Raw genomic sequence first — 14,287 nt, 5'->3', positions numbered from 1 at the left:
GACGGGCGGGCGGTTCGACCGCTTCTCGGAATCGGGCGGGGAGGTCGGCATCGTGATCCTCGGAAGAATCTCCCGTCAGGCTCCGTGAAGAGCCCCGATCGCCTCGATATATAGGTCGCCGATATGCACCGGTCTTGGCGATTTGCTGCGCATTCGGTGCGGATTTGCGCATAGCTTCCGCGCGTGCGGTAGCGGCCGGTATCGGGAGTTTCCCGTCGCGAACGGAACGGGCTGGGAGGAGGGGCGTGATGCGGGGTAGAGACGCGGCGCGGCCCGCCGGGGCCGCGCCGCGCTGGGGGCGTCGTCAGTCGGACAGGGTGTCCGATGCAGCTTCCGCGTCGTCGTGGAACGCGGTCGTGCGGATCAGCGGATCGCTGGTGCTCGGGCGGCCCGTCTCGACGTGGCCCGCGAAGCGGCGCAGGAAGCCGAGCAGCCGGCCGTCGCTGACGGTCAGGTCGTACCAGCCGTGGCTGCCGCGCAGGTCCCAGTAGTCGTCGACGTGCGCGCCCGGCGCGAGATCGAACGTACGCGCGCGGCCGTGGCCGTATGCGTTCGTGACCTTGAGCCGCACGGCCTTGTGGCCGCGGTTCATCAGGCGCAGCGTGATGTTGCCGTTCGCGACGTCATAACCGTAGATCACCTCGGGGTTCACGTTGGCGCTGCCGATGCCGGTCGCGAACGGGCCGCGGAAATGGCAGTAGAAGCCGTTCGGGCCGTACACGTCGAGATCGTACAGGCCGAGCGACGCCGCGGCGCTCCACGTATCGGCGATCCGCTTGCCGGCTTCGACCGTGTACGCCCACGGGCCGTCGAGGCGGTTGCGCGACTGGACCTGGAATGCCGCGCCCGCCCGGCCGGTGTTCGCGAAGGTCAGCCGGAACTGGCCGTTCGCGGCTTCGACGCGGCCGTGCACGAACAGCTCGTACGGCAGCGCGCGCGCCGGACGCAGCCCGGCCTCCTGCTTCGGCAGCTTCTGCAGCACCGGCGGCACCGGGATGTAGTCGGGGTGGCGCAGGCGGTCGGGCGGCGCGTAGCTGCTCGTGTCAGGCAGCGTCGGCCAGGCGGCATCGGACGTCGCGAAGTCGAACGCGGCGGTCAGGTCGCCGCACACCGTGCGGCGCCACGGCGACACGTTGGCGGCCTTGACCGGGTATTGCGCGCCGAACCGCGCCTCGATGAATTGCAGCAGCGACGTGTGATCGAAGGTCTGCGAGCAGACCCAGCCGCCCTTGGTCCACGGCGACACGACCAGCATCGGCACGCGCGGCCCGAGCCCGTACGGGCCGGCCATGTGCGACGCGTCGCCGGGGAAGACTTCGTTGGTCGTCGCGACCGACGACAGCCCGTTGTCGCGCGATTGCGGCGCGAACGGCGGCGGCACGTGGTCGAAGAAGCCGTCGTTCTCGTCGTACGTAATGAAGAGCGCGGTCTTGCTCCACACGTCCGGATTCGACACGAGTGCCTTCAGCACCTGCTCGATGTACCACGCGCCGTAGTTCGCCGGCCAGTTCGGGTGCTCGGAGTACGCTTCCGGCGCGCAGATCCACGACACCTGCGGCAGCGTGCCGTTCTTCACGTCCTGCTGCAGCACGTCGAACAGCGTGCCGCCCGCGCTGATGTTGGTGCCGGTGCGCGCCTTCTCGTACAGCGGCGTGCCGGGCAGCGCGGTGCGGTACTGGTTGAAGTAGAGCAGCGAGTTGTCGCCGTAGTTGCCGATGTACGGATTCTGCGTCCAGCCCCACGAGCCGTTCGCGTCGAGTCCCGTGCCGACGTCCTGGTAGATCTTCCACGACACGCCGGCCTGTTCGAGCACTTCCGGATAGGTCGTCCAGCCGTAGCCCTTTTCCTCGTTGCCGAGCACCGGGCCGCCGCCCGTGCCGTCGTTGCCGACGTAGCCCGTCCACATGTAATAGCGGTTCGGGTCGGTCGAGCTCGGGATCGCGCAGTGGTACGCGTCGCAGATCGTGAACGCGTCGGCGAGCTGGTAGTGGAACGGGATGTCGTCGCGCTTCAGGTACGCCATTGTCGTGGTGCCCTTGTTCGGCACCCACTGGTCGTAGCGGCCTTTGTTCCACGCGGCGTGCATGTCCTGCCAGCCGTGCGGCAGGTCCTGCAGGAACTGCAGGCCGAGCTTGTCCGCGCCAGGGTGGAACGGCAGCAGCTCGGCCGGGCCGACCGGCTGATGGAACACCGACTTGCCGTTCGCGAGGCGCAGCGGGCGCGGATCGCCGAAGCCGCGGACACCACGCATCGTGCCGAAGTAATGGTCGAACGAACGGTTCTCCTGCATCAGGATCACGATGTGTTCGATGTCGCGGATCGTGCCGGTGCGGCGGTTCGCGGGAATCGCGAGCGCATCTCGGATCACGGGCGGAAACAGGTTCAATGCGGCGGCGCCGGCAGTGCCGGCGGCGACGCGCAGGAAGTCACGACGGTTCGATCGGGTCATGGTCGTTATCGTGGGGTAAAGAGGGAGCCGATTGGCGGGACCTGCGGGAAGGGCGCGCCCGGGGCGCAGGATGCGGCTGCGCCTGGTCGTGCCGCCGCGAGCATAGCGAGGAATCGGTGTCATTCATGTGAAGTCCGGAAACGTTTGCAGGTGCATCGAACCGGTATCGGAGCGCGTATCGCAGGCGAGCGCGGCGCGCAAAGGGAGCGGCGGGAAAGCGGCGCAGGAGGCGCGCCGGCGAAGCGAAGAGCGGTGCGGGCGCGTCAGGCGTCCGTCACCCACGCGCCGAACCATTCGCTCGGGCGCGCGATCTCGTCCTGCGCGGCGATGAGTTCGAGCTCGTAGCGGCGCGCATCGTAGGTGGCCTTCACGACCGCGTGCACGGCCGCGAGCGTGTGCTCGAACGCGGCACGCACCGAATCGCCGCGCAGCCGGCACGCGACGAAGACCGCGCTGGTCAGGTCGCCGACGCCGACCGGATGGCGCGGAAACGCGTACAGCGGGCGCTGGCCGATCCACGCTTCGGTTTCGGTGACGGCGAGCATGTTGAAACGGTCGGCCGGGCTGTTGCGGTCATGCAGGTGCTTCACGAGGATGATCTGCGGGCCGCGGCGGATCAGCGTGCGACACGCGTCGACGGCTTCGGCGACGGTTTCGATGCGCCGCCCGGCGAGCTTCTGGAGTTCGGTGTGGTTCGGCGACATGCCGTCAGCGAGCGCCGGCATCTCCTGGACCATGAATTCCTCGACGCCGGGCTCGGGCCGGATGCCGCCCGTCTGGCCCATCGCCGGATCGCAGAAGTACCACGCGTCCGGATTCATCGCCTTGACCGTGCGGACGATCTCGACGGCGGCCCGCGCCTGCGGTGGCGAACCGAGGAAGCCGGACAGCACCGCGTCGCAGCGCTTGAGCGCGCCGATCGCGGCGATGCCGTCGACGAGCTGCTCCATCTTCGCGGCGTCGATCGCGCTGCCGGCCCAGTGGCCGTACTGCATGTGATTCGACAACTGGACGGTATTGAGCGGCCAGACGTTGACGCCCAGGCGCTGCATCGGGAACACGGCCGCACTGTTGCCGGCATGGCCGTAGATGACGTGCGACTGAATGCTGAGGACGTTTTTCATGGGAATCCGCCTGCACGCGTTTCAGGGTCACGTCACACGATACCCGAGTTCGTCGCGGGCGCGGAAGTCGCGTGGGCACCGAGTGTTGCGCGCCGTCGTCAGCCGACCGCGTAGAATCGCGGGGCGCGGCGCCGCCCGGCTGTTCGCGTGCGTTTCCAATCACCGTGACTGCCATGCCTTCGATTTGCAAGATGTTGTCCGTCGCGCGCGCCGCCCTGTTCGGCGCGGGCGTTGCCTTCGCGTGTGCGACTTCCGCCGCCGAGGCCGCCCCGGTGCCCGCCGGCAACGACGGGCCGGTGTACGGCCCGCGTCTGGAAGGCTTTACCTATCCCGAGCCCGTGCACCGCTACGCGTTCGTGTCGCAGCGCGAAACCGTCGAGATGACGTACATGGACGTGCAGCCGGCGCACCCGAACGGCCGCACCGTCGTGCTGCTGCACGGCAAGAACTTCTGCGCGGCGACCTGGGAGGACACGATCGGCGTGCTGAGCCGCGCCGGCTATCGCGTGATCGCGCCGGACCAGATCGGCTTCTGCAAGTCGTCGAAACCCGATCGCTACCAGTACAGCTTCCAGCAGCTCGCGCGCAACACGCACGCGCTGCTGGAATCGATCGGCGTGAAATCGGCGACGATCGTCGGGCATTCGACGGGCGGGATGCTCGGGATGCGCTATGCGCTGATGTATCCGAAGGCGACCGACCAGCTCGTGCTCGTGAATCCGATCGGGCTCGAGGACTGGAAGGCGCTTGGCGTGCCGCCGCTGTCGGTCGACTACTGGTACGCGCGCGAGCTGAAGACGACGGCCGACGGCATCCGCCGCTACGAACAGTCGACGTATTACGCGGGCAAGTGGTCGCCGCCGTACGAGCGCTGGGTACAGATGCTCGCCGGAATGTATCGCGGCGCAGGCCGCGATTCGGTCGCGTGGAATTCCGCGCTGATCTACGACATGATCCTCACGCAGCCGGTGGTCTACGAACTCGGCGCGATCCGCGTGCCGACGCTGCTGATGATCGGCGACAAGGACACGACCGCGATCGGCAAGGACGTCGCGCCGCCCGACGTTCACGCGAAGCTCGGCCACTACCCGGAACTCGCGAAGCGCACGCAGGCGGCGATCCCCGGCGCGCAGCTCGTCGAATTCCCGGCGCTCGGGCACGCCCCGCAGATCCAGGACCCGGACGCGTTCCACAAGGCGCTGCTCGACGGGCTGGCGGCCGTACACCCGCAGTGATGCGGGGCGGCCTGCGCCGTCAGCGCGCCTCGTTCGCGAGCTCGTCGCGGATCTGCGCGGTCAGTTCGAAGGAGCGCAGCCGCGCGGCGTGATCGTAGATCTGCGCGGTGGCGATCAGCTCGTCCGCGCCCGTCTGCGCGATACGGTCGCGCAGCTTGTCGCGCACCGTGTCGCGCGAGCCGACCGCCGCGAACGACAGCGAATGCGCGACGGTCGCGAGTTCGAGCTCGTTTGCCTCGAGCGCGTCGACGGGCGGCGGCAGCTTGCCCGGCGTGCCGCGCCGCAGGTTGATGAACTGCTGCTGCAGCGACGTGAACAGGCGCCGCGCTTCGTCGTCGGTATCGGCTGCGAACACGTTGACGCCGACCATCGCGTGCGGCTTAGGCCACGCGGCCGACGGCCGGTACTGCGCGCGATAGATCTCGAGCGCGCGCATCAGGTAGTCCGGCGCGAAGTGCGACGCGAACGCGAACGGCAGCCCGAGCATCGCGGCGAGCTGGGCGCTGAACAGGCTCGAGCCGAGCAGCCACACGGGCACGTCGAGCCCGGCGCCGGGCACCGCGCGCACGCGCTGGCCGGGCACCGGCTCCGCGAAGTAGCGCAGCAGTTCGGCGACGTCGTCCGGAAACGAATCGGCGCTGCCGATCAGGTCGCGGCGCAACGCGCGCGACGTGGTCTGGTCGGTGCCGGGCGCACGGCCGAGCCCGAGATCGATGCGCCCCGGATACAGCGACGCGAGCGTGCCGAACTGCTCGGCGATCACGAGCGGCGCGTGATTCGGCAACATGATGCCGCCCGACCCGACGCGGATCGTTTTCGTCGCGCCCGCGACATGGCCGATCACGACGGCGGTCGCCGCGCTCGCGATGCCGGGCATGTTGTGATGCTCGGCGAGCCAGTAGCGCTGGTAGCCCCAGCGTTCCGTGTGCTGCGCGAGATCGACGGTGTTGCGGAAAGCCTGCGAGGCGTCGGCGCCGGCCGGAATGGGGGCGAGATCGAGTACGGAAAACGGAGTCATCGGGTGGCCTTCGAAAGAGGGGGGCGCGGTGATGCGCCTACGCAACAAATGCCAAGGATTTTGCCAAAGGGTTCCGGAACGTGCTGGCGGCGCACCGATACCCATGCGCCTTACAGGGGTGCAGGGTTGCATTCGGCGATTGTTGCAAAAATCAATTCAATCGCCGATTAGTTACCAATCTTTACGGTGATTGGATGTGAATCCGCATCGACGTACAAATTTGCACGAAACGTCTTATTTTCAAGACTGCAATACGCCTGCAAAGCGCTTACGTTAACGTGAACGCGGTTGCGCCGAAATGGTTTGCCGGCCGCACAGCTTTGCTGGAATTGCACCAGTCCGTTTCTCGTAGCGCTGAGCGCGGGGTGCCGCGGACTGATAAAATCCGGCGCCTGCCCATGTTGTGCGGATGGTAGCCATTCGAGTCTTCCCGCATCCCGTTCGGGCGTTGCGCGGAAGTGCGCCACGCGAAGCCGGGCATGGCCATACCCGAAGCATGGGTCGTGCCTCCCCCAAACACAGACGCTGCTGGAACAAGGAGTCGGGTCGTGCCCGCGTTCGTCGCTGTCGGAATACCGAATCACGCTCAATCACGCGCAAGCGTTCGCCGTGGCGTTCAGGTCGCCGGGAGGCGTCGCGCATGACGCCAACCGCCACGCTGCTCGACTGGCTCCTGATCGCCTTCACGCTGGCCGCGGCCGGCTATGCGCTCGTCGCCGCCTTCGCGCCGCGTCCGCGCACGCCGCGCACGGCTGCGCGCGACGGATTCGAGCCGGTCAGCGTGCTCAAGCCGCTGTGTGGCGCGGAGCCGCACCTGTACGAAAATCTCGCGACCTTCTGCGAGCAGCGCCATCCGCGCTATGAAGTGCTGTTCGGCGTCCAGTCGGCGGTCGATCCGGCCATCGCCGTCGTCGAGCGGCTGCGCGCCGATTACCCCGAGTGCGACATCACGCTGGTGGTCGACTCGCGCGTGCACGGCAAGAACCTGAAAGTCAGCAACCTGATCAATCTTGCCGAGCGTGCGAAGTACGGCCGCATCGTGATCGCGGACAGCGACATCGCGGTGCAGCCCGACTATCTGGAGCGCGTGACGGCGCCGCTCGCCGATGTGTCGGTCGGTGTCGTCACGTGCCTGTATCATGCGCGCAGCGTCGGCGGGTTCTGGACGCGCATCGGCGCGCAGTTCGTCGACGCATGGTTCGCGCCGTCGGTGCGGATTACCCACCTCGGCCGCTCGAGCCGCTTCGGCTTCGGCGCGACGCTCGCGCTGACGCGCGACACGCTCGACCGGATCGGCGGTTTCGTCGCGCTGAAGGACGAGCTGGCCGACGATTTCTGGCTTGCCGAGCTGCCGCGCCGCCTCGGGCGACGCACCGTGCTGTCGGAAGTCGAGGTCGCGACCGACGTGATCGAGCCGTCGTTCGGGCCGCTGTGGCACCGCGAGACGCGCTGGCTGCGCACGATCCGTTCGCTGAATCCGGCCGGCTTCGCGTTCCTGTTCATTACGTTTACTGCGCCGTGGCTCGCGACCGGCGCGGCGCTCGCGCTGCGTCTCGACGGGACTTTTGCGGGTACGCTGGCAGGCGGTGCGGCCGTCGTCGGCGCATTCGGGCGGCTCGTGCTGCACGCGCGCGGCGAGGACGGCTGGCGCGCGTTCTGGCGCGACCTGCCGCTCGTCGTGGTGCGCGACACGCTGCTCGCGCTCGAATGGCTCGTGGCCGCGTTCGGCACGCACGTCGTGTGGCGCGGAGCAAGGATGACGGTCGTCGGCGGCGAACGCGCGACGGCGGCCGTGGAAGTGGCGGACGGCCGCTAAGGCCGCCGCCGACCGAATCCGGCCCGAAGGCCGAGACGCGCTGCGCGGCGAAACCGCGCGGCGCGACAGGATTGAGAGGCGGGCGCCGGCAGGGCGGCCCGCGGTTTTTTGACTGAATCGTTGAAACGAATCGAACTATGCAGGCTACCGGAGCACTCATGAAAACGCTGTTCTTGCAGGCCCCTTCGTATGACGGCTTCGACGGCGGAGCCGGCTCGCGCTATCAGGCGAAGCGCGAAATCCGTTCCTTCTGGTATCCGACGTGGCTCGCGCAGCCGGCCGCGCTCGTGCCGGGCAGCCGCGTCGTCGATGCGCCGGCCGACGGCCTGTCGGTCGAGGAAACGCTGAAGATCGCCAACGACTACGACCTCGTGATCATCCACACGAGCACGCCGTCGTTCCCGACCGACGCGATGTTCGCGCAGGATCTCAAGAAGATGAAGCCGTCGCTGCTGGTCGGCATGGTGGGCGCGAAGGTGATGGTCGATCCGCACAACTCGCTCACGGCGAGCGAGGCGATCGACTTCGTGTGCCGCGAGGAATTCGACTACACCTGCAAGGAAATCGCCGAAGGCAAGCCGTTCCCCGAGATCAAGGGCTTGAGCTGGCGCGCGAAGGACGGCTCGATCGAGCACAACGAAGCGCGTCCGATCCTCGAGAACATGGACGAACTGCCGTTCGTCGCGCCCATCTACAAGCGCGACCTGAAGATCGACAACTACTTCATCGGCTACCTGAACTACCCGTACGTGTCGATCTACACGGGCCGCGGCTGCAAGTCGCGCTGCACGTTCTGCCTGTGGCCGCAGACGGTCAGCGGCCATCGCTACCGCACGCGCTCGGTCGAGAACGTGCTCGCGGAAGCGAAGTGGATCCGCGACAACATGCCGGAAGTGAAGGAGCTGATGTTCGACGACGACACCTTCACCGACGACCTGCCGCGCGCCGAAGCCATCGCCATCGGTCTGGGCAAGCTCGGCATCACGTGGTCGTGCAACGCGAAGGCCAACGTGCCGTACAAGTCGCTCAAGGTCATGAAGGAAAACGGCCTGCGCCTGCTGCTGGTCGGCTTCGAATCCGGCGACGACCAGATCCTCGTGAACATCAAGAAGGGCGTGCGCACCGATTTCGCGCGCCGCTTCAGCGCGGACTGCAAGAAGCTCGGCATCAAGATCCACGGCACCTTCATTCTCGGCCTGCCGGGCGAGACGCAGGAAACCATCAAGAAGACGATCGAGTACGCGAAGGAAATCAATCCGCACACGATCCAGGTCTCGCTCGCCGCGCCGTATCCGGGCACGACGCTCTACAAGCAGGCCGTGGAAAACGGCTGGATGGAAGAGAACAAGACCATCAACCTGGTGAGCAAGGAAGGCGTGCAGCTCGCGGCGATCGGCTACGCGCACCTGTCGCGCGACGAGATCTATCACCACCTCGAGCAGTTCTATCGCCAGTTCTACTTCCGTCCGTCGAAGATCTGGGAAATTGTGCGCGAGATGCTGACGAGCTGGGACATGATGAAGCGCCGCCTGCGCGAAGGTGTCGAGTTCTTCCGCTTCCTGCGTGCACACGAGGCCTGATTCGTGGCGACGCAGCGGGCGGCGCGGGCGCTGATCTTCACCGCGGACGACTTCGGATTGCATCCGCGAGTCAACGCGGCGGTCGAGCGCGCGCACCGCGACGGCGTGCTGAACGCCGCGAGCCTGATGGTCGGCGCGAGCGCCGCGCAGGATGCGATCGAGCGCGCGCGGCGGCTGCCGTCGCTCTCGGTCGGCCTGCATCTCGTCCTCGCGGACGGGCCGGCCACGCTGCCCGCGCATGAGATTCCGGCGCTCGTCGGCCCCGACGGGCGCTTCGGTGACGCGATGGCGAAGGACGGCTGTCGCTTTTTCTTCCTGCCGCACGTGCGTGCGCAACTGCGCCGCGAGATCCGCGCGCAGTTCGACGCGTTCGCGGCGAGTGGCCTGCCGCTCGACCACGTGAACGCGCACAAGCATTTCCACCTGCATCCGACCGTGCTGTCGCTGATCATCGAGATCGGCCGCGACTACGGGCTGCGCGCGGTGCGGCTGCCGTACGAGACGAGCGCGCCCGCGCTGCTCAAGCCGTGGATCGCGCTCGTGCGCGCGCGGCTCGACCGCGCGGGGCTCGCGCACAACGACTACGTGGTCGGGATCGAGCATACGGGTGCGATGGACGAGGCTGTGCTGCTCGACGCGCTTGCGAAGCTGCCGCCGGGCGTCGGCGAGATCTACTGCCACCCGGCCGAGGCCGGCGACGGCCCGATCACGCCGACGATGGCCGGCTATCGTCCGGTGGACGAGCTGGACGCGCTGCTGTCGCCGCGCGTCGCGGCCGCGTTGAAGGCGTCGGGCATCGCGACCGGCGGCTTTGCCGACGTGTTCGGCCAGCCCGCGGCACGGTGCGGTGCGCCGGCGTCGCGCGCACCGGGAGCGCAGCCGTCATGACCAAGTGGATCAAATGGCTCGGCTGGCCGATCGGCATCGGCATCCTGCTCGCGCTGGGGCTGCACGAGGGTGTCGGCGACGTATCGCAGATGCTCGCGCGCGCCGGTTACGCGCTGCTGTGGCTCGTGCCGTTCCACGCGCTGCCGCTGCTGCTCGATGCGTACGCGTGGCACCTGCTGCTCGACAAGCGCAGCTCGCTGCCGTTCCTGTGGTGGATCGCGACCGTGCGCGAAGCGGTGAACCGGCTCTTGCCCGTGGTCGGGATCGGCGGCGAACTCGTCGGCATCCGGCTCGCGCGCTGGCAGGTGCCCGATGCGAGCCGCGTGACGGCGTCGGTGATCGTCGAGGTGCTCGTGACGATCGTCGTCCAGTATGCGTTCGCCGCGCTCGGCCTCGTGCTGCTGCTCGCGACGACGGACAACATGGGCGGCGGCACGATCGGCCTCGCGCTGCTGCTGACGCTGCCGCTGCCCGTGCTCGGCGTCGTGCTGATGCGGCGCGGCGGCATCTTCCACGCGATCGAGCGTTTCGCGGGCCGCCTGCTCGGCGATTCGCACCGGCTGCTGCAGGGCGTCGACGGCCGCCGGCTCGACGCCGACATCGACGGGTTGATGTCGCGCACGGGCCTGCTGTTCAGCGCATTCTTCTGGCAGCTGGCCGGCTACGTGCTCGGCGCGCTCGAGATCTACTGGGCGCTCGCGCTGCTCGGCCATCCGGTGTCGATCGGCGGCGCGATCGCGATCGAGGCGATGACGCAGGCCGTGCGGCATGCCGCGTTCATGGTGCCGGGCGGCCTCGGCGTGCAGGAGGCGACCGTCGTGCTGCTCGCGCAGATGTTCGGCGTCGACCGCGAGACGGCGCTATCGCTCGCGCTGGTCAAGCGCGGCCGCGAGGTGCTGTTCGGCTGCCTGGCGCTCGGTTCGTGGCAGCTTGCCGAACTCGTGCGCACGCGCCGTCGCATCAGTGTGCTGCCGGCCGGGCCGCGCGCGCCGCACACGGCGAGCCGCGCGGCGGAAACCGAAACCGAAACGACGCATTGAATACGAGACGGGCCGCGCGCCCGTCTCGCGCTTTTGGCCCCGTGCGGGTATGCTTGCCGCGTGTTTTCTCGACGCGCATTTCTTCCGATGATTTTTCGTTTCCGGCTGCTTCCCGTGACGATGCTGGCTGCCGCGCTGGCGCTGACCGGCTGCGACGACAAGCAAGGCAACCTCGACGTGCAACGTATCAGGGACTTCTTCAACGCGATCAAGCCCGCGCCGCTGCTGCTGAAGGGGCTGAAGGTCGGTGAATCGACCGAGGCCGACGTGCGCGGCACGATGGGCAAGCCCGAAACCGAGCGCGAGTTCACCGACGGTTCGAAACGTCTCGAATATCCGCGCGGCCCGATGGGCAACCAGACGTGGTTCGTCGATCTCGATGCGAACGGCCGCTACACCGGCGCGACGCAGGTGCTGACCGCCGAGAATTTCGCGAAGGTGCGCCCCGGGATGAACGAGGACGAGGTGCGGCGCCTGCTCGGCAAGCCCGGCGACATCGCGCAGTATCCGCTGAAGCCCGAGACGGTCTGGAGCTGGCGCTGGCTCGAGGACGGCGTCAACACCGATGCATTCTTCAATATCCATTTCGGCCCGGACGGGCTTGTCTATACGACTTCGCGCTCCGACATCCTGAAGGGGCGCTGAGTGCCGCCTTCGGCGCTATATCGAAAAAGCGACCGGAAAATTGCAAAAAGTCCGCTTCCCTGCGTGTTGTGCGGTTGTCAGGGAGCGGCTTTTTTCCTTTTGAAACAGCGGCGTAGGCCGCAGTTGCAAATGGTGGGACGGGTTGCTGCGATGCAGCAATCGCGTGCAAGGTGATTTGAGGCAATCAATTTCGCTTGCGACTATCCGCGTCAGCCCGGCGCGGGACAGGCATTCGCGTCGGCATCCATTCCAACTCTGGAGACGCGCGTGTTCCTTTACGGCTTTGGTCCTGTCCTCTGGGCCGGCACCGTGCAGACCATCGAGCTGTCGGTGCTGTCGCTCGCCACTGCGGTGGCGCTGGGGCTGATCGGCGCGGTGGCGAAGCTGTCGCACAACCGGGTGCTGCGAGCGATCGCGACCGGTTATACGACGCTGATCCGCTCGGTGCCCGATCTCGTCCTGATGCTGCTGCTGTTCTACAGCATCCAGATCTGGCTGAACCAGTTCACCGACCTCGTCGGCTGGGACCAGATCGACATCGACCCGTTCGTGGCCGGCGTGCTGACGCTCGGCTTCATCTACGGCGCGTACTTCACCGAGACCTTTCGCGGCGCGTTCCTGTCGGTCCCGCGCGGCCAGCTCGAAGCCGGCGCGGCTTACGGGATGAGCGGCGCACGCGTGTTCGCGCGGATCATGTTTCCTCAGATGATGCGCTTTGCGCTGCCGGGCATCGGCAACAACTGGCAGGTGCTCGTGAAGGCGACCGCGCTGGTGTCGATCATCGGCCTCGCGGACGTCGTGAAGGCCGCGCAGGACGCCGGCAAGAGCACGTTCAACATGTTCTTCTTCATCCTCGTCGCGGCGCTGATCTATCTCGCGATCACGACCGTTTCCAACCTCGTGCTGATCCAGCTCGAGAAGCGTTACTCCATGGGCGTGCGGCACGCAGAACTATGATCGAGATCCTCCAGGAATTCGGCAAGGCGTTCCTTTACTGGGACGGCCAGCGCCTGTCCGGCCTTGCGGTGACGCTGTGGCTGCTCGTTGCGTCGATTTCGCTCGGCTTCGTGTGCGCGGTGCCGCTCGCGGTCGCGCGCGTGTCGAAGAAGAAGTGGGTGTCGATGCCCGTGCGGTTCTACACGTACGTGTTCCGCGGCACGCCGCTCTACGTGCAGTTGCTGCTGATGTACACGGGCATGTACAGCCTCGAGTTCGTGCGTTCGCACTCGCTGCTCGACGCGTTCTTCAGGAGCGGCTTCAACTGCGCGATTCTCGCGTTCGCGCTGAACACCTGCGCGTACACGACCGAGATCTTCGCGGGTGCGATCCGCGCGATTCCGCACGGTGAGGTCGAGGCTGCGCGTGCGTACGGGATGTCGCCGTTCACGATGTACCGCCGCGTGATCCTGCCGTCGGCGCTGCGCCGTGCGCTGCCGCTGTACAGCAACGAAGTGATCCTGATGCTGCACGCGACGACCGTGGCGTTCACGGCGACCGTGCCCGACATCCTGAAGGTCGCACGCGACGCGAATTCCGCGACCTACATGGCGTTCCAGTCGTTCGGAATCGCCGCGCTGATCTATCTTGCGGTATCTTTCGCACTCGTCGCGGCATTTCGCCGTGCGGAGCGCCACTGGCTCGCGTATCTCGCGGCCGCCCGTCATTGATTTCACTTCGAGGAGAGCCAGTTGGCCGAGATCACTCAATCGAGCGCTGCCACCAAGCTTGCGGCGCTCGACATCCACAAGCGCTACGGCGACAACGAGGTGCTCAAGGGCGTGTCGCTGAACGCGAAGGCCGGTGACGTCATCAGCATCATCGGCGCGAGCGGTTCGGGCAAGAGCACGTTCCTGCGCTGCATCAATTTCCTCGAGCGGCCCAATGCGGGGCAGATCGTCGTCGACGGCGAGGCCGTCCGCACGAAGACCGACCGCGCCGGCGCGCTCGAAGTTGCCGATCACAAGCAGCTTCAGCGCATCCGCACGAAGCTCGCGATGGTGTTCCAGCACTTCAATCTGTGGGCGCACATGAACGTGCTCGAGAACGTGATGGAAGCCCCGGTGCACGTGCTCGGCATTTCGAAGAAGGAAGCCGAGGAGCGTGCGCGCGAGTACCTGGAGAAGGTCGGCCTCGCGCCGCGCGTCGAGAAGCAGTATCCGTCGCATCTTTCCGGCGGCCAGCAGCAGCGTGTCGCGATCGCGCGCGCGCTCGCGATGCATCCGGACGTGATGCTGTTCGACGAGCCGACCTCGGCGCTCGACCCGGAGCTGGTGGGCGAAGTGCTGAAGGTGATGCAGAAGCTGGCCGAGGAAGGCCGCACGATGATCGTCGTCACGCACGAGATGGGCTTTGCGCGCAACGTGTCGAACCACGTGATGTTCCTGCATCAGGGGCGGACCGAGGAAGAGGGCGATCCCAAGGAAGTGCTGGTGCGCCCGCAGAGCGAGCGGCTCAAGCAGTTCCTGTCGGGCAGTCTCAAGTAACGCGAAGGG

The 14,287-nt window shown here is 67.1% G+C and carries 12 protein-coding genes; 9 read left to right on the top strand and 3 right to left on the bottom strand.

Going from position 1 to position 14,287, the window contains the following annotated elements:
• Positions 1-304 precede the first annotated feature (304 nt).
• Positions 305-2,449, bottom strand: a complete 2,145-nt coding sequence (locus BBJ41_RS06260) for a phosphocholine-specific phospholipase C (RefSeq protein WP_069745791.1) — start codon at positions 2,447-2,449, stop codon at positions 305-307.
• A 263-nt stretch (positions 2,450-2,712) separates the two neighbouring features.
• Positions 2,713-3,573 carry a pyridoxal kinase PdxY gene (pdxY, locus tag BBJ41_RS06255; protein WP_069745790.1) on the bottom strand — a complete coding sequence of 287 codons (861 nt, stop codon included), beginning with the start codon at positions 3,571-3,573 and terminating at the stop codon, positions 2,713-2,715.
• 173 nt (positions 3,574-3,746) lie between these two features.
• On the opposite strand from pdxY, the gene BBJ41_RS06250 reads away from it, so the two are divergent.
• Positions 3,747-4,808: an alpha/beta fold hydrolase gene (locus BBJ41_RS06250; RefSeq protein ID WP_069745789.1), complete on the top strand. Its 1,062-nt coding sequence runs from the start codon at positions 3,747-3,749 to the stop codon at positions 4,806-4,808.
• A 19-nt stretch (positions 4,809-4,827) separates the two neighbouring features.
• Here the strand turns inward: BBJ41_RS06250 and BBJ41_RS06245 are convergent, their stop codons facing one another.
• Complete coding sequence (locus BBJ41_RS06245; RefSeq protein ID WP_069745788.1) at positions 4,828-5,826, bottom strand: LLM class flavin-dependent oxidoreductase; 999 nt, start codon at positions 5,824-5,826, stop codon at positions 4,828-4,830.
• Between the two features lie 640 nt (positions 5,827-6,466).
• Between BBJ41_RS06245 and hpnI the strand changes: the two genes are divergently transcribed.
• From hpnI to BBJ41_RS06205, 8 genes are all read left to right on the top strand, one after another.
• Positions 6,467-7,642, top strand: a complete 1,176-nt coding sequence (gene hpnI, locus BBJ41_RS06240; protein WP_069745787.1) for a bacteriohopanetetrol glucosamine biosynthesis glycosyltransferase HpnI — start codon at positions 6,467-6,469, stop codon at positions 7,640-7,642.
• A gap of 158 nt (positions 7,643-7,800) precedes the next feature.
• Positions 7,801-9,222, top strand: a complete 1,422-nt coding sequence (gene hpnJ, locus BBJ41_RS06235) for a hopanoid biosynthesis associated radical SAM protein HpnJ (protein ID WP_069745786.1) — start codon at positions 7,801-7,803, stop codon at positions 9,220-9,222.
• Positions 9,223-9,225: 3 nt separating this feature from the next.
• Positions 9,226-10,110 (top strand): hopanoid biosynthesis-associated protein HpnK, encoded by an 885-nt coding sequence (gene hpnK, locus BBJ41_RS06230; protein ID WP_069745785.1) that lies wholly within the window; start codon positions 9,226-9,228, stop codon positions 10,108-10,110.
• Positions 10,107-11,150, top strand: coding sequence for a lysylphosphatidylglycerol synthase domain-containing protein (locus BBJ41_RS06225; protein WP_069747607.1), 1,044 nt, complete (start codon positions 10,107-10,109; stop codon positions 11,148-11,150). Before hpnK ends, BBJ41_RS06225 begins: the two co-directional genes overlap by 4 nt.
• A gap of 87 nt (positions 11,151-11,237) precedes the next feature.
• Entirely contained in the window at positions 11,238-11,795 is a 558-nt protein-coding gene (locus BBJ41_RS06220; protein ID WP_069745784.1) for a hypothetical protein, read from the top strand.
• A gap of 267 nt (positions 11,796-12,062) precedes the next feature.
• The gene (locus tag BBJ41_RS06215) at positions 12,063-12,752 is read left to right on the top strand and encodes an ABC transporter permease (protein ID WP_069745783.1); all 690 of its coding nucleotides are present in this window, start codon (positions 12,063-12,065) and stop codon (positions 12,750-12,752) included.
• Entirely contained in the window at positions 12,749-13,462 is a 714-nt protein-coding gene (locus BBJ41_RS06210; protein WP_069745782.1) for an ABC transporter permease, read from the top strand. Before BBJ41_RS06215 ends, BBJ41_RS06210 begins: the two co-directional genes overlap by 4 nt.
• Before the next feature lie 21 nt (positions 13,463-13,483).
• Positions 13,484-14,278, top strand: a complete 795-nt coding sequence (locus BBJ41_RS06205) for an ABC transporter ATP-binding protein (RefSeq protein WP_069745781.1) — start codon at positions 13,484-13,486, stop codon at positions 14,276-14,278.
• Positions 14,279-14,287: the final 9 nt, after the last annotated feature.

The organism is Burkholderia stabilis, from assembly GCF_001742165.1.
Lineage (GTDB): Bacteria > Pseudomonadota > Gammaproteobacteria > Burkholderiales > Burkholderiaceae > Burkholderia > Burkholderia stabilis.
This window is presented reverse-complemented; position numbering and strand designations above follow the sequence as displayed.